This window comes from Streptomyces sp. NBC_00259, from assembly GCF_036181745.1.
Classification (GTDB): Bacteria; Actinomycetota; Actinomycetes; order Streptomycetales; family Streptomycetaceae; genus Streptomyces; species Streptomyces pratisoli.
On the sequence record NZ_CP108080.1, the window covers coordinates 2,581,671 to 2,602,711 of the forward strand.

A 21,041-nucleotide genomic window follows, 5' to 3' on the forward strand; every position below is an offset into this window, starting at 1 on the left:
ACGGGACGGGCCGTCCTCAGCCGCCGATGACGACGCGGCGGACGCCCTCCCAGCGGGCCGGGTCGGTGGTGCGGCGGCCGTCGACCAGGACGGTGACGTCCGGCAGGTCGGAGGCGGCCAGCTCGCGGTACTCGGCGTGGTCGGCCTGGAGGATCGCGGCGGTGACCGTCTCGCCCCGGTGCGGGGTGAGGCCGTGCGCGGCCAGCTCCTCGTCCGTGTACATCGGGTCCGAGACGAACGGCACCGCGCCGCGCGCCTTCAGCGCCTCGACGGTCGGGAAGACACCGGAGAACGCGGTCTCCTTGACGCCACCGCGGTAGGCGGCGCCAAGCACCAGCACCTGCACGTCCTTCAGGTCGCCGTAGGCGGCGGCCAGCAGATCCACGGCGTACTCCGGCATGGCGGCGTTGGCCTCACGGGCCGAGCGCACGACGGTCGCCTCCGGGTCGTTCCACAGGTACATCCGCGGGTAGATCGGGATGCAGTGGCCGCCGACGGCGATACCGGGCTGGTGGATGTGGCTGTAGGGCTGGCTGTTGCAGGCCTCGATGACCTTCTTGACGTCGATGTCGTTCTTGTCGGCGAACCGGGCGAACTGGTTGGCCAGACCGATGTTGACGTCGCGGTAGGTGGTCTCGGCGAGCTTGGCGAGCTCGGAGGCCTCGGCGGTGCCCAGGTCCCACACGCCGTTCGGCTGCGGCAGGTCGGCGCGCTCGTCGAAGTCGAGGACCTGCTCGTAGAACTCCACACCGTGCTTGGCGGAGGCCTCGTCGATGCCGCCGACGAGCTTCGGGTAGCGGCGCAGGTCGGCGAAGACCCGGCCGGTCAGGACCCGCTCCGGGGAGAAGACGAGGTGGAAGTCCTCGCCGGCGACCAGGCCGGAGCCCTCCTGGAGCATCGGCGCCCAGCGGGTGCGGGTGGTGCCGACCGGCAGGGTCGTCTCGTACGAGACGAGGGTGCCGGGCTTGAGGCCCTTGGCGATGGCCTTCGTGGCGGAGTCCATCCAGCCGAAGTCCGGGGTGCCCTCGGCGTCCACGAACAGCGGGACGACGACCACGACGGCCTCGGACTGCGCGACGGCCGCCGCGGTGTCCGTGGTCGCGGACAGCAGCCCGGCGTCGACGGCCTGCTTCAGCTTGACGTCCAGGTCGTGCTCGCCGGGGAAGGGCTCGGTGCCGGCGTTGACCAGCTCGACGACCTTCTCGTTGACGTCGGCGCCGATGACCTTGTGGCCCTTGGCGGCGAACTGCACGGCGAGCGGAAGCCCGATCTTGCCGAGCGCGACTACACAGATATTCATCGGGTCAGTTTCCTCTTCACACGGGACATCAAGTGGCGCAGCGGGCTGCCCTCGCCGGACGGCGGGGACTCCCAGAGCGGAGCCGTGGTGATCACCAGCCGTCCCTTGGCGTTCGCGTTGGCGGAGATACGGTACGGGACCTTCTCGCGCCAGCGCCGTGCCAGGGGCAGCGGCAGGCCCAGGGTCTTCACCGGGACCTCGTACGTCGAGCCTGCCACGTCCAGGTAGGCGCGGACGCCGAGCTTGGCCCGCACGGGCTTGACGGGGATCCGGGCGGTGAGCACCGTCCCCGTGCCGTCGGCGGTGGTGGTACGGCTCAGCTCCCCCGCCGGGGCGGGCAGTTCGGTGCCGACGGGCAGCCGGCGGGCACCCGGCTTGTCGGCGCTCTTCGGCATGGCCTTGTTGGCGAGCCTGATCACGGCGGAGCCGGTCTCACCGGCGACCGGGACGCGGACCGCGAGGGCCAGCGTCAGGTCCTGGCCCAGCTGCTCCCACTGGGCGGAGACGAGTCCGGTGCCGTCGGCGAGCTGCTTGGGCACCGCTTCGCCGATGACCTCGAAGAGCCGGTCCGGGAGGTCCAGGGCCGGGTCGCGGAAGCCCGGATAGCGGACGAACGCGCGGCCGTCCTCCAGCAGCAACGGGGGCGCTCCCCCTACGCCCTGCGGGCGTAGGGGGACCCCCAGGGCGGCCTCGTCGCTGATGGCGCGGATCAGCTCGGAGACGGCGCCGCGCTGGGCGAGGCCGATCCGGACCCGTCGCTTGACGTCCATCGAGTCGCGCAGCGGCTCGGTGAAGTAGTCGTCGGCGAGGGCGGCGATCCCGGCACAGACCTGGACCTGCGTCTCGTGGTCGAGGGCCGGGAAGTCGTCCTGGACCAGCTTGGCGAGTTCCCAGGTGAAGTGGCGCTTGAACACCGCGTCACGCTGGGGGCCGGCCTCGATGAGCCCGGCCGTGAACTTCATGATCTCGGCGGTGCAGCGCAGCCTCGCCAGGTGGTTCGCGCGGTACGTGATGTTGCTCGCGTCGCCGCGCTTCACCGCGTAGTAGTACGTGTAGTCCGCGAGGACCGAGATCTTCCGCGCCCGGACGCACGCCTCGATCGTGAACGGCTGGTCGCTGCCCACGGGGAGGTCCTCGGGGAAGCGCAGCTTGTGCCGCTCGACCAGTTCGCGCCGGAACAGCTTGGTGTTGGCCAGCGTGAACGGCAGCGCCGAGTCGTACAGGCTGATGTCCGGGTCGCTCTTCTTGTAGAGCGCCTGATGGACGTACCGGCCGTTCGTGCCGACCATCTTGCCGACGACGACATCGGAGCCGTGCTCGTCGGCACAGGCCACCATGCGCTTCAGCGCGTCCTTGCCGAGGTAGTCGTCGGAGCCGATGAAGTACACGTAACGGCCGGTGGCCACCTCCAGGGCCCGGTTGCTGGGCGCAGCCGGGCCGCCGGAGTTGGCCTGGTGGATCACCTTCACGGTGCCGGGGTACCGCTCCGCGAAGCGGTCGAGTTCCCGGCCGCTGTCGTCGGTCGAGCCGTCGTCGACGGCCACGACCTCAAGCCGGTCCACTCCTATGCTCTGGTTCACCAGCGAGTTCAGGCACTCGGTCAGGTACGGCATCGTGTTGTAGACGGCGACGACGACGGTGACGTCGGGAGTGGTCAACTGGCCACGTCCTCCGGCGTCAGCTGCACGGTGGCACCGCTCTTGGCCGAGTCGATGACGGCGGCGGCGACCTCGACGGTCCGCAGACCCTGGCGCAGCGTGCAGATGTCCCGCGACTTGCCGAGGACGGCGTCCCGGAACAGCTCGTGCTCGACGAGGAGCGGCTCGCGCTTCGGGATGGCGTAACGGATCATGTCGCCCTCGGAGACACCGCGGAAGGCCTGGAGGGCCTCCCACTCGGTGGTCACGGCCGCGTTCGAGTAGAACGTCAGGTCGGCGGTGAGGGTGTCGGCGATGAAGCAGCCGCGCTCGCCGGTGACCGAGGTGAAGCGCTCCTTGAGCGGGCTCAGCCAGTTGACGAGGTGGCTGACCATCGTGCCGTCGGAGAGCTTGCCGACGGCCGAGACCATGTCCTCGTGCGGGCGGCCCGACTTGGACACGGTGTGCGCCGCGATCGACGTGTACTGCTGGCCGGTGACCCAGGCCGTCAGGTCGATGTCGTGGGTGGCGAGGTCCTTGACCACGCCGACGTCGGCGATGCGGTGCGGGAAGGGGCCCTGGCGGCGGGTGACGACCTGGAAGACGTCGCCGAGCTCGCCGGCCTCCAGCCGGGAGCGGAGGCTGCGCAGCGCCGGGTTGCAGCGCTCGATGTGGCCGACGCCGGCGACCAGGCCGCGCGACTCGAAGGCCTCGACGAGGCGGCGGGCGCCCGCGACGGTGTCGGCGAGCGGCTTCTCGATCAGCGCGCCGACGCCGGCCTCGGCCAGCTTCAGGCCGACTTCCTCGTGCAGCGCGGTCGGGCAGGCGACCACGGCGTAGTCGATGCCGAGCGCGATCAGCTCGTCGACGGTGGACAGCACGGGGGCGCCCTGCGCCCAGCCGTTCTTGTCCCCCATCGGGTCGACGACGGCGACCAGCTCGACGCCGTCCAGCCCGGCCAGTACGCGGGCGTGGTGGCGTCCCATGGAGCCCAGGCCGATCAGTCCGGCCCGCAGTCCAGCAGCAGTCACAGCTTCTCTCCCAGCGCGTTCACGGCGGTGACGATGCGCTCAAGGTCGTTCTCGCTCAGCGAGGGGTGGACGGGGAGCGAGACGACCTCGGCGGCCGCACGCTCGGTCTCCGGCAGGTCCCAGTGACGGCCGGCCTTCTGGTCCGGCTCCCAGTACGGCTTCAGCCGGTGGATGGGCGTCGGGTAGTAGACGGCGTTGCCGACGCCCGCCTCGGTGAGGTGCGCCATGGCGGCGTCGCGGTCTCCGCGGACCCGGATCGTGTACTGGTGGTAGATGTGGCGCGCGCCCTCGGCGACGACCGGGGTGACGACGCCGGCCGTGGTGATGTGCTCCGTCAGGTACGCGGCGTTGGCGATGCGCTGCTCGGTCCAGCCGCCCAGCTTGGCGAGCTGGACGCGGCCGACGGCGGCGGCGACGTCCGTCATGCGCATGTTGGCGCCGACGATCTCGTTGGCGTACCGCTGCTCCATGCCCTGGTTGCGCAGCAGGCGCAGGGTGCGGGCGATCTCCGCGTCGGCCGTGGAGATCATGCCGCCCTCGAGGCTGTGCATGTTCTTCGTCGGGTAGAAGCTGAACGTGCCGCCGGAGCCGAAGGCGCCGACCGGGGTGCCGTTCAGCGCGGCCGCGTGCGCCTGGCAGGCGTCCTCGACGACGGCGAGCTTGTGCTTCTCCGCGATGGCCATGATCTTGTCCATCGCGGCCGGGTGGCCGTACAGGTGCACCGGCATGATCGCGGCGGTGCGCGGGGTGATCGCGGCCTCGACGGCGGCCGGCGACAGGCAGTACGAGTCGGCCTCGATGTCGGCGAAGACGACGTCGGCGCCGACCAGGCGGACCGCGTTGGCCGAGGCGGCGAACGAGAACGACGGGACGATCACCTCGTCACCCGGGCCGATACCGAGAGCCATCAGAAGGAGGTGCAGCGCAGAGGTACCGGAGTTGACAGCCACGCAGTGGCGGCCGTCCACGAGCTCCGAGAAGCCCTCCTCGAACGCGGCCACCTCAGGGCCCTGAACTACCCGGCCGCTGCGCAGTACGCGCACGGCTGCTTCGATCTCTTCCTCACCGATGACCGGGCGGGCAGCGGGAATGGGCTGCGCGTTGCTGCTCGGCATTGGACGTCCTCCTTGAACACCGCGAGAGCTCTTTATGGCAGAGGTCCGGGGTCTGCGGGGCGTCTGTGGGCCGCGCGAACCCCTCCGGCGTGATGGCCGACGCCCTACCGAGGAATGCTGGGACCGGTCTGTCCCTAACCGGGCCGGTCACCGACCGTAGTCTCCGGGCGGGGCACCGGCACGGCAGCAACCGCCGTCACATTATCAGGGATTTCCTAGGCAATTTCTGGGCCGTTAACGGACCCAGGCATCAATTGCGAAACAAAAGCCGTGTCCCGCCCCCCGGTGGTGGGGGACGGGACACGAACGTTCAACGAGCGATCACCGATTGTTCAGCTTCCGGCGGGCCCGCCCGTGGAGGCCGTCACGGTGGGCAGCGCCTGCTGCTCCGCCGCGGCGGTCTTCTTGGTCGCCGACTTGGTGGCCTTCTTGGCGGTCGTCTTCTTCGCCGCGGTCTTCTTGGCCACCGTCTTCTTCGTGGCGGCCTTCTTCGCCGTGGCCTTCTTGGCGGTCTTGCGGGCCGCCTTCTTGGCCGGGGCCTCCGGAGCCTCGTCGGCGGGGGCCTCGGCTCCGGGCTCCTGCCCGGCCTGCTCCGCCTGCGGTGCGGCGGCGACCACGACGACCGCGGCCTCCTCCGCACCGGACGGCGAACCGGCCGGGGCGGTGACCTTGCGGGTCACACGCCGGCGGGCGCGCGGCGGCGCGGCGACCGGGGTCTCCTCCACGGGTGCCTCGGGCTCCGGGGCGGCCGGGATCCCGGCGGCCTCGCCCGCATCGGTGACGATCTCGGCGGCCTCGCTGCCCTTCGGCGAACCGGCCGGGGCCGTCGCCTTGCGGGTCGCCCGGCGGCGCGTACGGCCCGCGGGGGCGGGCTCCTCCGCGGCCACCGGCTCGGCGGCCGGGGCGGGTGCCTGGGCGGCCTCCTCCACCGGCTCGGCCCGCTTGGACTCGGCGCGCTTGGACTCGGCCTGCTTCGGCGCACCCGCAGGGGCGGTCGCCTTACGGGTCGCCCGGCGGCGACGGCCACGGGTCGCTGCGGCCTCGGCCTCGGCGGCGCTGCCGTACAGCTCCTCGTCCGGGGCGAAGGCGGGCTCGGGCAGGGCCACGGGCGCGGCGGCCTCCGCCGCGACCTCGGCCTCGCTCTCCTCGACCTCGGCCGGCGGGGCCTCGGCGCCCTGGGCCTCGACGACGACCTCGTGGTCGTGCTCGTGCTCGTGGACGTGCTCGGCGCCACCGCGGCCGCGCTTCTTGCTGCGCTTGCCGCCGCCACCGCCACCGGCGGTGGACGGCTGCTCCATGTGCACGATCACGCCGCGGCCGTTGCAGTGGACGCAGGTCTCCGAGAACGACTCCAGCAGACCCTGGCCGACCCGCTTACGGGTCATCTGGACCAGACCCAGCGAGGTGACCTCGGCGACCTGGTGCTTCGTACGGTCCCGGCCCAGGCACTCCAGCAGTCGCCGCAGCACCAGGTCCCGGTTGGACTCCAGCACCATGTCGATGAAGTCGATGACGACGATGCCGCCCAGGTCGCGCAGCCGCAGCTGGCGCACGATCTCCTCGGCCGCCTCCAGGTTGTTCCTGGTGACGGTCTCCTCGAGGTTGCCGCCCTGACCGGTGAACTTGCCGGTGTTGACGTCGACGACGATCATCGCCTCGGTCTTGTCGATCACCAGCGAACCGCCGGACGGCAGCCAGACCTTGCGGTCCAGCGCCTTCATCAGCTGCTCGTCGATCCGGTACGTCGCGAAGACGTCGACCTCGGAGGTCCAGCGGTTCAGCCGGTCCGCCAGGTCGGGCGCGACGTGCGAGACGTAGCCCTGGATGGTGTCCCACGCCTCGTCACCGCTGACGATGACCTTCGAGAAGTCCTCGTTGAAGATGTCGCGGACGACACGGACGGTCATGTCCGGCTCGCCGTAGAGGAGGGTCGGGGCGTTGCCGTTCTTCGCCGTCTTCTGGATCTCCTCCCACTGCGCCTGCAGCCGCTCGACGTCGCGGCTCAGCTCGTCCTCGCTGGCGCCCTCCGCGGCGGTGCGGACGATGACGCCCGCGTCCTCGGGGACGATCTTCTTGAGGATGGTCTTCAGCCGGGCGCGCTCGGTGTCGGGCAGCTTGCGGCTGATGCCGGTCATCGAACCCTCGGGCACGTACACCAGGTAGCGGCCGGGCAGGGAGACCTGGCTGGTGAGCCGGGCGCCCTTGTGGCCGATCGGGTCCTTGGTGACCTGGACGAGGACGGACTGGCCGGACTTCAGCGCGGACTCGATGCGGCGCGGGCCGTTGGCCATGCCGAGCGCCTCGAAGTTGACCTCGCCCGCGTACAGGACGGCGTTGCGGCCCTTGCCGATGTCGACGAAGGCGGCCTCCATGGACGGCAGGACGTTCTGCACCTTGCCGAGGTAGACATTGCCGACGTAGGAGCTGGACTGCTCCTTGTTGACGTAGTGCTCGACCAGCACGTTGTCCTCGAGGACGCCGATCTGGGTGCGGTCGCCGTTCTGCCGGACGACCATCACGCGCTCGACGGCCTCGCGGCGCGCCAGGAACTCCGCCTCGGTGATGATCGGCACCCGGCGGCGGCCCTGCTCGCGTCCCTCGCGGCGGCGCTGCTTCTTCGCCTCCAGGCGGGTGGAGCCCTTGATGGACTGCACCTCGTCCGACGGCTCCGCCTTGGGCCGGGGCTCACGGACCTTGACGACCGTACGCTCCGGCTCGTCGTTGCCGGGCTCGGTGTCGGAAGCCTCACCGCTGCGACGGCGGCGGCGACGACGGCGACGGCTGCTGCTGGTGCCGGCGGCGGACGGGGTGCCGGGCTCGGCGTCCTCGTCGTCCTCCTCCTGCTCGGCGGCGGCCTCCTCGCCCTCGGCCTCCTCCTCGGCGGACTCGGTGTCCTCCGCCTCGCCCGACTCGCCACGGCGGCGACGGCGGCCACCACGGCGGCGGCGGCGCGAAGGACGGTCCTCGTAGTCGTCGCTCTCGGTCTCGGTCTCGGTGTCCGGCTCCTCCGCCTCGACCTCGGCCTCGTCGGCGGGCTCGGCCTCGACGGTCTCCACGGCCGCGGCGGGCTCGCCACGGCGGCGACGGCGACGACGCGTGGTGGTCTCGGCGGCCGGGGCGGGCTCGACGGCCTCTTCCTCGTCGTCCGGCTCGGTGGCGGCCGCGGCAGCCGCGGCGGCGGTCTCCGGGGTCTGGAACATCGGCTCGGCGAAGACCGGCGCCTGGAACACGGGCACGGCGGGCCTGGTGGCACGGCGCCCACGGGTGGGCTCCTCGGCCTGCTCGGGCTCGGCGGCGGCCTGCGGCGCGGCGGTCCTGCGCCGGCCGCGGCCGCGCGAGGCGGCCTGCGCGGCGGCCTCGACCTCGGCCTCGTCGGCGGCGATCGTGGCCACGACGTCCGCGGGCAGGCCCTCGCCCGCCGCGGTCTCCTCCTCCTGCGCGGTCGGTGCCCCGGCGGGGGCGGCCGTCCGGCGGGTGGCACGGCGACGCGTGCGACCGCGAGGGGCCTCCTCGGCGACGGGCTCCGCCTCGGGGCGGTCCTCCACGGCCTCTTCCTGCCGGTCGCCCTCGGCTTCGGCGGGAGCGGCCGTCCGGCGCGTGGCACGGCGACGCGTACGACCGCGAGGGGCCTCCTCGGCCGCTTCGGCCGTGGTGCCCTCGGTCGTGGTCGCCACGGACGTGGTCTCTTCGGTACGGGTCTCTTCGGTCCCGGCGGCGGCCTCGGCCTGCTGCGGCGTGCCCGCCGGGGCGGTTGCCCGGCGGCGGGTACGGCGCGCGGGCGCCTTGGCGGCCCCGGTCTCCGTGGCGTTCTCGCTCACGGCACCTTCCTCGATGTCTTCGTCGGCGGCGACGGCCTCGGCCGCCTCCACCGGAGCAGACGAGATCGCGGGCGCCTCGACGGAGGCGGGCTCGGCAACGACCTCGGCGGGAGCCGGCGAACCGGCGGGCGCGGTGACCTTGCGCGTCGCCCGGCGACGGGTACGCGGCGCGGGCGCCTCCACGGCGGCCTCCACGGCGGCCTCGGCAACGGTCTCGGCGGTGGACTCGGCGGCCGACTGCGCGGCGACCGGTGCGGCAGGCTCGGCGGCGGCCTCGACGGGCGCGGGCGGACCCGCGGACGCGGTCGCCTTGCGTGTCGCCCGGCGACGGGTACGCGGCGCGGGCGCCTCCACGGCGGCCTCGGCAACGGTCTCGGCGGCCGGGGCGGCGGCCTCGGCGGCCGGCGCCTCCGTGGCCGGTATGGCGGCCGAGAGCGAGGCGGTCACATCGGCGACGGTCTCCACCTCGGCGGCGGCCGTCGGCGGGCCCGCGGGGCGGGACGCACCACGGCGACGGCGCGGAGGCAGCGTGTCGCTGGGGGTGGAATTCTCGTTTTCTTCGTTGTCCCCGGTCGTACCGGGGTCGTTCGGCTCGAGCATGCGGGCGGTTCTCCCGTCACGCTCCCGGGCGCCGAGCCTCGATCCGGTCCGGAGGGCACGTCCCGCCTGATGAGTGCGGGGCCTCCGTCCGGGGCGCGGGCGCCGCACGGGAGCTGTATGTCTGGCTCGCCGGTTCCGTACGCGATATACGCACGGCCTGGCGAAAGTCTCCTGGTCAGTGCGCTGCCCGACCCAGGTGGCTCCCGAGTACGAGGGCGGCGCTACGACGACTGCTCCCTACGCGGAACCGGTACCCGCAGGTACCGTCGCGGCGGATCCGGCGACCCCTGAGCGATCGGCTGGGGCGGCCGTGACTGCCTCGCGGTCGGGCGCGAGCGGGTCGGTCACCGTGCCGGACTCCTCGTCGAAGAGCCCCTGCGCCAGCCTGGTCACCGCTGCGGGGACCGGCGGCGCCAGGTCGGCCACAGCGTGGAGACCGGACAGGACGTCGTCGGGTCGCACGGCAGGTGTCACGTGCCGAACAACCAGCCGCAGTATCGCACAGGGCCCCTCCCCGGGCCTATCAGGCTGTGGACAACTCGCCTGCAGGCCGGCCACCGCACCACGTGCGTCGAAGGTCCGCAGCCCGTTCTTCGTCCGGCGCTGGACCTCGACGGTCTCCGCCGCGACGAAGGCGGCCACGGCCTTCTCGGCCTCCTCCACGGCGACGCCGTCGAGCCGCAGCTCCCACACGGACGCCGTCAGCCGGTCGGCGAGCCCTGAGGTACGGGCCTCGACCGCGTCGATGACGTCGAGCCCGGCCGGCAGCGACTCGTCGAGCAGCTCGCGCAGCTTCGCGGGGTCGCGGGCCTCGGTGAGCGCGATCTCCAGGTACTCGGCCTCGGAGCCCGTGCCGGTGGGCGCGGCGTTCGCGTACGACACCTTCGGATGCGGGGTGAAGCCCGCCGAGTACGCCATCGGTACCTCGGCGCGCCTCAGCGCACGCTCGAAGGCGCGCTGGAAGTCGCGGTGACTGGTGAACCGGAGGCGGCCGCGCTTGGTGTAGCGCAGTCGGATGCGCTGCACCGCGGGTGCGGGCGGCGGGCCTTCGGGCTGTCGCTTGCCCAGTGGTTCTTCTCCTCGGTGCGGGGCGGGCGCCTGCGGGCGCCGCCCTTCGTGGCCTGCGGTACCCCTGGAGGGCGGCCCGTCCGGCTCACCCCCGCTCGTGCAGGGAGATCTCGGGTCCGGGCGCCACGCCGGGGACAGTCGGTAGGTGTTGCCTGCCTTCCAGGTTACGCGCCCGGACGGATGCCGGTTCCACGGCCCGGGGCTCACGTGCCCCGCCGACCAGCGCCCGCCAGGCGTCCCGGCGCGCCTTCCGCACGGTCTCCCGGGCGGAGGCGAGCGCCCCTCGCGCCGCCCGCCCTGCCTCGACGGCGGCCAGCCTCGCCGGAGCCCAGACCCGGTCGCGGACGACGTGGCCCACCGGGGTGCAGACGCTCCGGTAGAACCAGGCGGCCGGACGCCCGAAGAGGTTCCGGCCGCACCACTTCAGGGCGCGCCCGACGGCCCGCGAGACGTACCCGGCGACGCGCCAGGCGACCTCGAAGGCGTCGGCGATCTCACGGCCGACGGCGGCGAGGAAGCGTCCGAGGGGAGTGAGGATCCAGCGGTACCCGAAGGCGGCGGGCACGACGACCAGGATCCGGAACAGCCATCCGAGCGCGGCCCACAGGCCACGGCCCACCGGGGCGACGCCATGCACGTACACCCAGGTCACGCCGTGCCCGATCGGCGTCAGCACCCACCGGTACAGCGCGATCCACGGCCAGAGGAGAACGGCCCACAAGAGCCACCCGACGCCCTTTCCGAGCGGCGTGAACAGCCGGGCGTACACCCAGCCCAGGGCGCGGGCCAGTCCGTGGCCGACCGGGGTCAGCACGACCCGGTACAGCCACGCCAGCGGAGCCGCGACACCGTGGACGGCCACCGGCACGACCACGTACCGCCACAGTCCCACCCAGGGCCAGTAGAAGACGGCCTTGAACAGCCACGCCACCACCGTGGCGACCGCCGCGACGATCCGGCCGATCAGCCATCCGACCGGGGCGAGCACCGTCTCGTACAACCAGTCCCAGGCCCGGCCGAGCGGCCGCAGCAGCGCGCGCTGGAGCGCCCGTCCGCACACGACGAGCGCGTCCCAGACCATGCGCACGGGAACGACGACGAGCAGCACCACGATCCGCACGGGGATCCTGATGGCCACCGTCAGGCAGCCTTCGGGTGCCGGCTGCCGCTCACGCTTCTCCACGTCCATGAGCAGGGAGACGCACAGGCCGGGCCAGGGGTTCTCGCCCTGCCGGGTCGTCGCAGGAGTGTGACGAGAGACCCCCGGCGGCCGCGGCCTGTGGCGGTACGGGAACGCCATCGGCCCTGTCGTGCGACAGGGCCGATGGCGTTGCGCGGTGCGTGTCGTCCGGCGTCCTACTTGTTGACGACCGTCAGCGGCAGGAGCTTCTTGCCCGTCGGGCCGATCTGGATGTGGGTGTCCATCTGAGGGCAGACGCCACAGTCGAAGCACGGCGTCCAGCGGCAGTCCTCGACCTCGGTCTCGTCGAGCGAGTCCTGCCAGTCCTCCCAGAGCCAGTCCTTGTCGAGGCCGGAGTCCAGGTGGTCCCAGGGCAGGACCTCCTCGTACGTACGCTCACGGGTCGTGTACCAGTCGACGTCGATGCCGAACTCGGGCAGCGTCTTCTCCGCGCACGCCATCCAGCGGTCGTACGAGAAGTGCTCGCGCCAGCCGTCGAAGCGGCCGCCGTCCTCGTAGACGGCGCGGATGACGGCGCCGGTGCGGCGGTCACCGCGCGAGAGGAGGCCCTCGACGATGCCCGGCTTGCCGTCGTGGTAGCGGAAGCCGATGGAGCGGCCGTACTTCTTGTCGCCGCGGATCTTGTCGCGGAGCTTCTCCAGACGGGCGTCCGTCCCCTCGGCGGAGAGCTGCGGGGCCCACTGGAACGGCGTGTGGGGCTTGGGCACGAAGCCGCCGATGGAGACCGTGCAGCGGATGTCGTTCGCGCCGGAGACCTCGCGGCCCTTCTGGATCACCTTGGTCGCCATGTCGGCGATCTGGAGGACGTCGTCGTCGGTCTCGGTGGGCAGGCCGCACATGAAGTACAGCTTCACCTGGCGCCAGCCGTTGCCGTACGCGGTGGAGACCGTGCGGATCAGGTCCTCCTCCGAGACCATCTTGTTGATGACCTTGCGCATGCGCTCGGAGCCGCCCTCGGGGGCGAAGGTGAGGCCCGAGCGGCGGCCGTTGCGGGTCAGCTCGTTGGCCAGGTCGACGTTGAAGGCGTCCACGCGGGTGGAGGGGAGGGACAGACCGATCTTGTCCTCCTCGTAGCGGTCGGCGAGGCCCTTGGCGATGTCGCCGATCTCGCTGTGGTCCGCGGAGGACAGCGACAGCAGGCCGACCTCCTCGAAGCCGGTCGCCTTGAGGCCCTTCTCGACCATGTCGCCGATGCCGGTGATGCTCCGCTCCCGCACGGGGCGCGTGATCATGCCGGCCTGGCAGAAGCGGCAGCCGCGGGTGCAGCCGCGGAAGATCTCCACGGACATCCGCTCGTGGACGGTCTCGGCCAGCGGCACGAGGGGCTGCTTGGGGTACGGCCACTCGTCGAGGTCCATGACGGTGTGCTTGGACACCCGCCACGGCACGCCCGACTTGTTCGGGACGACCCGGCCGATGCGGCCGTCGGGGAGGTACTCGACGTCGTAGAAGCCCGGGACGTACACGCCGCCGGTCTTCGCGAGGCGGAACAGCAGCTCCTCGCGGCCGCCGGGGCGGCCCTCCGCCTTCCAGGCCCGGATGATCTCGGTGATCTCCAGGACGGCCTGCTCGCCGTCGCCGATGACCGCGCAGTCGATGAAGTCCGCGATCGGCTCGGGGTTGAACGCGGCGTGGCCGCCCGCGAGGACGATCGGGTCGTCGATCGTGCGGTCCTTGGCCTCCAGCGGGATGCCGGAGAGGTCGAGAGCCGTGAGCATGTTCGTGTAGCCGAGCTCGGTGGAGAAGCTCAGGCCGAGGACGTCGAAGGCCTTGACCGGGCGGTGGCTGTCGACGGTGAACTGCGGGACGTCGTGCTCGCGCATGAGCGCCTCGAGGTCCGGCCAGACGCTGTACGTACGCTCGGCGAGCACGCCCTCGCGTTCGTTCAGTACCTCGTAGAGGATCATGACGCCCTGGTTGGGCAGTCCTACCTCGTAGGCGTCCGGGTACATGAGCGCCCAGCGCACGTCGCAGCTCTCCCACGGCTTGACCGTGGAATTCAGCTCACCACCGACGTACTGGATGGGCTTCTGCACATGCGGGAGCAGAGCTTCGAGCTGTGGGAAGACCGACTCGGCAGACATCAGGAACCTTTGTGGGCGGGCAGGGAGCGACTCTCAAGCGTAACCCGATCGGAAGGCACCCCCCGCCCGCCCTGGAGAGGGGCGGACGGCGGTCAGCCGGCGAGCGCGGCGCGCAGCCGGGGGTCGGCGGCCTCGGCCCAGACTCCCGGCAGTTCACGCTCGCGCTCGGCGGCCGATGCCTCCTCGTGCCCGAACAGCAGTCCCCAGGTGAACGCGGTCTCCCCCGCGGCATGGGCCTGGATCCCGATGTCCCGCAGGGTGTCGCGGGCGACGACGCTGTCCTGGTGGTCGCCGAGGACCGTCTGGACGGCCTTCATGCGCTTGGCGAACTTCTTGGCGGGCTTGCCGAGGGCGGGGGTGACGGCCTCCGCCGCGTAGCGGGCGCGCTTGGCGGCCTTGCGGGCCTCGTGCATGGCGAGGTCGCGGTCATGGCCGGCGGGGAGGCCGAGCGCGTGCCCGACGCGTCCCGCGAGACGGCCGTAGTCCTTGATCACGGCCTTGGGCAGGGTGTCGACGGGCTTCGCGGTGGCGGCACCCAGCAGCGGCGGCTCGTCGAGGAGCGCGTCGAGGGCGTCGAGGAGCGCGAGATAGCGCTTGGTGTCGAGCACGGCGACGGAGCGGCGCCGTGCGTCGGCCCGGTGCGCGGTGGCCCAGATCCGCAGCCGGCTGCGGACCGGGCCGAGGATCACCGGCCTCGGCAGGTCGTCGATGCGGCCGCGCAGCCGCTCGGCGAGCACCTCCTGGTCGCGTGCGACGCCCAGCTCCCCGGCCAGCCACTTCAGCTCGTCGCCGAGCGGGTCGGTGACCTGCCGGTCGATGATCTTCCGGAACGTCTTGAAGGCGCTGCGCATCCGGCGGGTCGCGACGCGCATCTGGTGCACGGCGTCGGGCAGGTCGCGCCGTACGGCGGGGTCGAGGGCGACGATGGCGTCCCGCTGCTCGCGCAGATAGGCGAGGACGTGCGCGCCCGCGTCCTCGCTCCGGGGCCGTGCACCGCGGGACTTGACGCCCTTCGCGGCCTCCGGCGCCTTCGGGGCGCGCTCGCCGCCGGGGTGCCCGAAGGCGTCGGCGTACCGCGAGGAGCCCTGTTCCGCGTCGGGCCCGGTGTCACGGCCCGGGCGGGCCGGCCCGTCGGCGGTCTCCACGGACCCGTCGGTCGCCGCCCGCTTCCCGCGCTTGCCGTCCTTCCCGGCGGCCGCTGCCGCGGCCGCTCCGGGTGCCGGGTACTCGGGCGTCGTCTCCTCGAGCGCCCGTGCGAGTTTCGACGAGGACGACGAGGGGCTGATGCCCGCCTTGCGGAGGCGTTTGCCGACCGCGTCGAGCAGGGCGGGGTCGGCGTCGTCGGCGAGTTCGACCTCGATCTCGGTCCACTCCGCCGTACGGCCGCCCGGTGTCAGCCGTTCCGCCCGTACGGAGTCGACGGACAGTTCGGCGAGGAGTTCGCCGCTGTCGTCGACGAGATGGCTCACGTCCCGGGACGACCACAGCCGGACGACGGGGACGAGCGAGGCGTCGCGGACGCGGGAGCGGACGAGGCCGGCGAGGGTGCGGGGCAGGGTGTCGCCGAGAGGGGCCTGGATCTCGTCCCGGATGCCGGTGGAGACCGGGAACTTCAGGTGCCAGCCCTCGTCGTCGCCGCCGGTGCGCCGCCGCAGCGTGATGCTGTCGGCGGCGAGACGCAGGTCGGTGGTGTCGTAGTAGACGGCGTCCAGCTCCGTCACGCCTTCGGCGACGACGTCCGTGACCCCGGCCACGCGGGTCAGGTCGGGCACCTTCGTGTCGGTGGTGGCTTCGTACTTCCGCTCGATCTCTCGCTTCGTGTCCGCCATGAACCGAATCTAGTCGCCCCGGCGGCCGTACGTCAGTCCGCCGGAGCCGGCTCAGGCCGACATCGGCCGCTGCACCTTGATCGACTGGAGCAGTCCGACCGCCACCCACACCGCGAACATCGACGAGCCGCCGTACGACACGAACGGCAGTGGCAGCCCGGCGACCGGCATGATGCCGAGGGTCATGCCGACGTTCTCGAACGACTGGAACGCGAACCAGGCGATGATCCCGGCGGCGACGATCGTGCCGTACAGCTCGGTCGTCTCACGGGCGATGCGGCAGGCGCGCCACAGCACGACGCCCAGCAGGAAGAGGATGAGGCCCGCTCCGACGAAGCCGAGTTCCTCACCGGCGACGGTGAAGACGAAGTCGGTCTGCTGTTCGGGCACGAACTGGCCGGTGGTCTGGGATCCCTTGAACAGTCCGGTGCCGAGCAGACCGCCGGAGCCGATCGCGATACGCGCCTGGTTGGTGTTGTAGCCGACGCCGGCCGGATCGAGTTCGGGGTTGGCGAACGCGGCGAAGCGGTTGAGCTGGTACTCGTCGAGCAGTCCGAGCGCCGTGACCAGTACGGCGCCGCCGACGCCCGCTCCGATCAGCCCGAAGATCCAGCGGTTGGAGGCGCCGGAGGCGAGCAGTACGCCCAGCACGATCACCACCATCACCATGACCGAGCCGAGGTCCGGCATCAGCATGACGATCGCCATCGGCAGGGCCGCCAGGCCGAGCGACTTCGCGACGGTGCCGTGGTCCGGATGGGCGTGGTCGCCCGCGTCGACCTGGGAGGCCAGCAGCATCGCCATGCCCAGGATGATCGTGATCTTCACGAACTCGGAGGGCTGGAGCGAGAATCCGCCGCCGATGACGATCCAGGCGTGGGCGCCGTTGATGGTCGCGCCGAGCGGGGTGAGCACCAGCGACACCAGCACGACGGAGATGCCGTACAGCACGGGTACGGCGCCGCGCAGCGTGCGGTGCCCGAGCCAGACGGTGCCCACCATCAGGGCGAAGCCGATGCCGGTGTTGAGGAGGTGACGGAAGAAGAAGTAGTACGGATCGCCGTGGTTGAGCTCGGTGCGGTTGCGGGTCGCGGACCAGACGAGCAGTGAGCCGATGAGCGACAGCGCGATCGCCGAGCCCAGCATCGGCCAGTCCAGCCGGCGCACCATCGAGTCGCGGGCGAAGAGCTTCGCGAGGGCGCCGCGCTCGGGTGCGTACCGCGAGACCGAGAAGCCATGAGGTCCTGCCATGTGTCAGTCCCTCCGCCCCGTGGCGGCGGGCGGGCCCGCGAGGGTCTTGTCCTCTTCCGGCTCCGGCTTCACCGGCTCGTACGGCGTGATCTGAGGCGCGTCGATGGAGCCGTCGGGCTGGATCTTCGGCAGCGCCTTCTCCGGCTCCGGCAGCAGGGCCTTCTTCAGGTCCTGCTTGCCTTCCATGTCCAGTCCGTAGAGCGCGTTGTAGATGTTGCGCACCGCGGGGCCGGACGCGCCGGAGCCCGTACCACCCTGGGAGATCGTCATGACGATCGAGTAGTCCTTGGTGTACGTGGCGAACCACGAGGTCGTCTGCTTGCCGTGGACCTCGGCCGTACCGGTCTTGGCGTGCATGGGGATCTTGTCCTGCGGCCAGCCGCCGAATCGCCAGGCGGCGGTACCGCGGGTGGCGACTCCGGCGAGCGCCTCGTTCATCAGCTCGCGCGTCTTGGCGTTCATCGGCAGCTTGCCGTGCGACTTCGGCTTGATCTCGCGGACGCTCTTGCCGTCCGCGCCGATGACGGCCTTGCCGACGGTCGGGTTGTAGAGCGTGCCGCCGTTGGAGATGGCCGCGTAGATGGTGGCCATCTGGATCGGGGTGACGAGCGTGTCGCCCTGGCCGATGGAGTAGTTGACCGAGTCACCGGCGCGCATCAGATTGCCTTCGAGGCAGTTCTCGTAGGAGAGCTGCTGGATGTAGTCGCCGCCCTTCTTGCCGATCTTGCACCAGTAGTCCTTGTTCGCCTCCCAGAACTTCTGCTTCCAGCGGCGGTCCGGGATGCGGCCGGTGACCTCGTTGGGCAGGTCGATGCCGGTCTCGGCGCCGAGGCCGAACTGGTGGGCGGTGCGGTAGAACCAGTCGGCCGCGTTCTTCTTCGGCTTGAGGCCGCCGTCCTTGCGCCACTGCTGGTGGGCGAGGGCGTAGTAGACGGTGTCGCAGGAGACCTCGAGGGCCTGGCCGAGGGTGATGCTGCCGTGGCCCTGGGACTCGAAGTTCTTGAAGACCTGGTTGCCGATGGAGTACGAGCTGGGGCAGGGGTAGCGGCCCTTGAAGTCGTATCCGGCGTTGACCGCGGCGGTGGTGGGGACGACCTTGAAGATGGAGCCGGGGGCGGCCTGTCCCTGGATGGCCCGGTTCAGCAGCGGGAAGTTGGACTTCTTGCCGGTGAGCCGCGCGTAGTCCTTGGCGGAGATGCCGCCGACCCAGGCGTTCGGGTCGTACGTGGGCTGGGAGGCCATGGCGACGACACGCCCGGTCTTCGCCTCCATGACGACGACGGCGCCCGAGTCGGCCTTGTAGTTGGTGTTGGTGTTGTCGTCGAAGACCTTGCGGGCTTCCTTCATCGCGTTGTTGAGCTCCCACTCGGCGACCGCCTGCACGCGGGCGTCGATGGAGGTGACGACGTTGGCGCCGGGCTCGGCCTTGTCGGCCTGGGCCAGGCCGATGACCCGGCCGAGGTTGTCCACTTCGTAGCGGGTGACGCCGGCCTTGCCGCGCAGGTCCTTGTCGTACGTGCGCTCGAGTCCGGAGCGGCCGACCTGGTCGGAGCGTAGGAACGGCGAGTCCGTGTCCTTGGCCTTCTCGATCTCCTCGTCCGTGACGGGCGAGAGATAGCCGAGGACCTGCGAGGTGTTGGCCTTGCCGGGAGCGGCGTAGCGGCGCACGGCGGTGGGCTCCGCGGTGATGCCGGGGAAGTCCTCGGCGCTCTCGCGGATCTTCAGGGCCTGCTGGGTGGTGGCCTCGTCGGTGACCGGGATCGGCTGGTACGGCGAGCCGTTCCAGCAGGGCTGCGGGGTCTTGGAGTCGCAGAGCCGGACCTTGTCCGTGACGTCCTTCGGCTTCATGCCGAGGACGGCGGCGAGCCGGGTGAGGACGCCCTTGCCGTCGTCCTTCATCTTCATCAGCTCGGTGCGGGACGCGGAGACGACGAGCCGGGTCTCGTTGTCGGCGAGCGGGACGCCGCGGGCGTCCAGGATCGAGCCGCGCACGGCGGGCTGGACGACCTGCTGTACGTGGTTGCTCTTCGCCTCGTCGGTGTACTCGTCGCCGTTGCGGATCTGGAGATACCACAGACGTCCGCCGAGCGTGGCGAAGAGGGAGAAGACCAGGACCTGGATGACGATGAGCCGGATCTGGACGCGGGGAGTCCGCCCGGTCTCGGGAATGTTGCTCACGCTGCCGATACCCCCTCGGTCACAGTCGCTTGACTCCCCTGATGCGGCCGGCGCGGGTGGCCCGCGTCCTTGCCGCCTTGATCCGCAGCCCGCCGCGCTGGCGGCCGATGCGCAGTCCGGTGCCGGTCGATGCCCAGCCGCTGGAGACATCGGTGCCGCCGCCCTGGGACTCGGCGAGCGGATCGTTCTCGGCCCGTCTCGCGAGCGCCATGATCAGCGGCACGGTGAACGGCGCGAGCAGCAGGTCGTAGACGGCGGCGGTGAACAGCAGCGAGCCGAGGCCGACATGGCGGGCGGCGGTGTCCCCGACGAGGGCGCCGACGCCCGCGTACAGCAGGGTCGAGCCGATGGCCGCCGCGACGACCACGACCATCGGGCCGGTCGCGGACGTCAGCCGGCCGTTCTCGGGCTTGGCGAGTCCGGCGAGATAGCCGATGACGCACAGCACCAGGGCGTAGCGGCCGGCGGCGTGGTCGGCGGGCGGGGCGAGGTCGGCGAGCAGTCCCGCGCCGAAGCCGATGAGGGCGCCGCTGGTGTGCCCGTACACGAGTGCGAGCGCCAGCACGGTGAGGAGCAGCAGATCGGGTACGGCTCCGGGGAGCTGGAGGCGGGCGAGGACGGTGACCTGGATGACGAGGGCGACCACGACGAGCGTGGTGGAGAGCAGCATCCGGTTGAAGCGCATGGGTTCAGCTCCTCCTGCTACTCGTCGTCGCGGCCGGTGACGGCGGCGGTGCTGGTGGCCTGGGGATCGCCCTGGCCCTGATTCTGATCCTGATCCTGGTCCTGCGCCTGATCCCCGCCCTGGGCCTGGTCCCGGGTCTGGTCCTGCGTCTGGTCCCGGGTCTGATCCCCGGTCTGGTCCTCGCCCTGAGCCTGGCCTTCGCCGTTCGCCGACGGGGTGACCGTGACGGTCACCGTGGGCGTGGGCGTCGGCTTCGGCTTCGCCGGCAGGACCGTGTCGCGCGGGTCCGTACGGGGCGCCTGGACGACGACGCCGACGATGTCCAGCTTGGTGAAGGCGGCGTACGGACGGACGTAGATGTTCCGCGTGAGGGCGCCGCCCGCGGGGTCGACCCGGACGACCTCGCCGACCGGCACCCCGGGCACGAACGGCTTGTCGCCCTGCGAGCCGAAGGTGACCAGCCGGTCGCCCTTGCGCACCTTGGCCTTGCCGTTGAGGAGCTGCACGGACAGCGGCCGGTCGCCCTGACCGGTGGCGAAGCCCAGCTCGTCGGTCCGCTCCATGCGTGTACCGACCGTGAAGTCGGGGTCGTTGGCGAGAAGCACGGTCGAGGTGCCCGGGCCGACGGTGGTGACGCGGCCGACCAGGCCGTCACCGTTGAGGACGGTCATGTCGCGCTGGATGCCGTCACGGGAACCGGCGTCGATGGTCACCGTCCAGGAGAAGCCCTGGGCGGCTCCTATCCCGATGACCTCGGCACCCTTGATTCCGTACTGGCCGGTCGCCGCCTTCTTGAGCATGCCGTCGAGCTGACGGAGCCGGCTGCGGTTGCGGTCGTCGCTGCCGAGTCTCGCCTTGAGGGCCGCGTTCTCCCGCTCCAGGACGGCGATACGGTCGTGGCGCTCGCCCGAGTCACGCACCGCCCCTATGGCGTTGCCGACCGGGTCCACCGCGGCCGCGACACCGTTCTCGACCGGTCCGAAGACGGCGGCGGCGGCCTGCCGGGCGCCGTCGACCGGTGACTCCTCGCCTCCGCGGATGTCCACCGTGATCAGTGCGAACGCGATGGCGACCAGCAGGACCAGGAGCAGCCGGCTCTCTTTCGTGTCCCTCACGTGCGGCGGCCGTGCCTTCCTCGTCGGAATGTGAATGCCGTGCTCTGTGGTGCGTGTTGTTGCCTGTTGTTGCGTTGCTTTGTGCCGTTATATCAACGTTCGGCCGTACGGGGCGGGGTGACCCGGACG

Annotated in this window: 13 protein-coding genes; all 13 read right to left on the reverse strand. The window is 71.5% G+C overall.

The genetic code is table 11. The annotated features are described in order from the left end of the window. Positions 1-16: 16 nt before the first annotated feature. Positions 17-1,300 carry a nucleotide sugar dehydrogenase gene (locus tag OG766_RS11610; RefSeq protein WP_328725234.1) on the reverse strand — a complete coding sequence of 428 codons (1,284 nt, stop codon included), beginning with the start codon at positions 1,298-1,300 and terminating at the stop codon, positions 17-19. Then, positions 1,297-2,958, reverse strand: coding sequence for a glycosyltransferase family 2 protein (locus tag OG766_RS11615; protein ID WP_266374238.1), 1,662 nt, complete (start codon positions 2,956-2,958; stop codon positions 1,297-1,299). The genes OG766_RS11610 and OG766_RS11615 overlap by 4 nt, the downstream gene beginning before the upstream one ends. Next, the gene (locus tag OG766_RS11620) at positions 2,955-3,968 is read right to left on the reverse strand and encodes a Gfo/Idh/MocA family protein (RefSeq protein WP_328725235.1); all 1,014 of its coding nucleotides are present in this window, start codon (positions 3,966-3,968) and stop codon (positions 2,955-2,957) included. The genes OG766_RS11615 and OG766_RS11620 overlap by 4 nt, the downstream gene beginning before the upstream one ends. Beyond that, the gene (locus OG766_RS11625; RefSeq protein ID WP_266374235.1) at positions 3,965-5,083 is read right to left on the reverse strand and encodes a DegT/DnrJ/EryC1/StrS family aminotransferase; all 1,119 of its coding nucleotides are present in this window, start codon (positions 5,081-5,083) and stop codon (positions 3,965-3,967) included. Before OG766_RS11625 ends, OG766_RS11620 begins: the two co-directional genes overlap by 4 nt. 332 nt (positions 5,084-5,415) lie before the next feature. Then, positions 5,416-9,501 carry an Rne/Rng family ribonuclease gene (locus OG766_RS11630; protein ID WP_328725236.1) on the reverse strand — a complete coding sequence of 1,362 codons (4,086 nt, stop codon included), beginning with the start codon at positions 9,499-9,501 and terminating at the stop codon, positions 5,416-5,418. A gap of 237 nt (positions 9,502-9,738) precedes the next feature. After that, on the reverse strand, positions 9,739-10,527 hold the full coding sequence (locus OG766_RS11635) for a TIGR03936 family radical SAM-associated protein (protein ID WP_266374233.1): 789 nt from the start codon (positions 10,525-10,527) through the stop codon (positions 9,739-9,741). 127 nt (positions 10,528-10,654) lie between these two features. Next, complete coding sequence (locus tag OG766_RS11640) at positions 10,655-11,869, reverse strand: hypothetical protein (protein WP_266374232.1); 1,215 nt, start codon at positions 11,867-11,869, stop codon at positions 10,655-10,657. A 56-nt stretch (positions 11,870-11,925) separates the two neighbouring features. After that, a complete protein-coding gene (locus tag OG766_RS11645) occupies positions 11,926-13,854 on the reverse strand; it encodes a TIGR03960 family B12-binding radical SAM protein (RefSeq protein ID WP_266374231.1) in 1,929 nt (642 codons plus the stop codon). Positions 13,855-13,946: 92 nt separating this feature from the next. Then, the gene (locus tag OG766_RS11650) at positions 13,947-15,683 is read right to left on the reverse strand and encodes a CYTH and CHAD domain-containing protein (RefSeq protein WP_266374230.1); all 1,737 of its coding nucleotides are present in this window, start codon (positions 15,681-15,683) and stop codon (positions 13,947-13,949) included. 51 nt (positions 15,684-15,734) lie between these two features. Beyond that, a complete protein-coding gene (gene rodA / locus OG766_RS11655) occupies positions 15,735-16,934 on the reverse strand; it encodes a rod shape-determining protein RodA (RefSeq protein ID WP_266374228.1) in 1,200 nt (399 codons plus the stop codon). Positions 16,935-16,937: 3 nt separating this feature from the next. Then, complete coding sequence (mrdA, locus tag OG766_RS11660; protein WP_266374226.1) at positions 16,938-19,112, reverse strand: penicillin-binding protein 2; 2,175 nt, start codon at positions 19,110-19,112, stop codon at positions 16,938-16,940. Between the two features lie 19 nt (positions 19,113-19,131). Further along, complete coding sequence (mreD, locus tag OG766_RS11665) at positions 19,132-19,797, reverse strand: rod shape-determining protein MreD (protein ID WP_266374225.1); 666 nt, start codon at positions 19,795-19,797, stop codon at positions 19,132-19,134. A 17-nt stretch (positions 19,798-19,814) separates the two neighbouring features. Continuing rightward, positions 19,815-20,912 carry a rod shape-determining protein MreC gene (gene mreC / locus OG766_RS11670; RefSeq protein ID WP_328725238.1) on the reverse strand — a complete coding sequence of 366 codons (1,098 nt, stop codon included), beginning with the start codon at positions 20,910-20,912 and terminating at the stop codon, positions 19,815-19,817. Between the last annotated feature and the right edge of the window lie 129 nt (positions 20,913-21,041).

Coding starts and splice junctions, on each gene's coding strand:
- OG766_RS11610 (WP_328725234.1), bottom strand. CDS start 1,300: ATGAATATCTGTGTAGTCGCGCTCGGCAAGATCGGGCTTCCGCTCGCC.
- OG766_RS11625 (WP_266374235.1), bottom strand. CDS start 5,083: ATGCCGAGCAGCAACGCGCAGCCCATTCCCGCTGCCCGCCCGGTCATC.
- OG766_RS11630 (WP_328725236.1), bottom strand. CDS start 9,501: ATGCTCGAGCCGAACGACCCCGGTACGACCGGGGACAACGAAGAAAAC.
- OG766_RS11640 (WP_266374232.1), bottom strand. CDS start 11,869: ATGGCGTTCCCGTACCGCCACAGGCCGCGGCCGCCGGGGGTCTCTCGT.
- OG766_RS11645 (WP_266374231.1), bottom strand. CDS start 13,854: ATGTCTGCCGAGTCGGTCTTCCCACAGCTCGAAGCTCTGCTCCCGCAT.
- OG766_RS11650 (WP_266374230.1), bottom strand. CDS start 15,683: ATGGCGGACACGAAGCGAGAGATCGAGCGGAAGTACGAAGCCACCACC.
- rodA (WP_266374228.1), bottom strand. CDS start 16,934: ATGGCAGGACCTCATGGCTTCTCGGTCTCGCGGTACGCACCCGAGCGC.
- mreD (WP_266374225.1), bottom strand. CDS start 19,797: ATGCGCTTCAACCGGATGCTGCTCTCCACCACGCTCGTCGTGGTCGCC.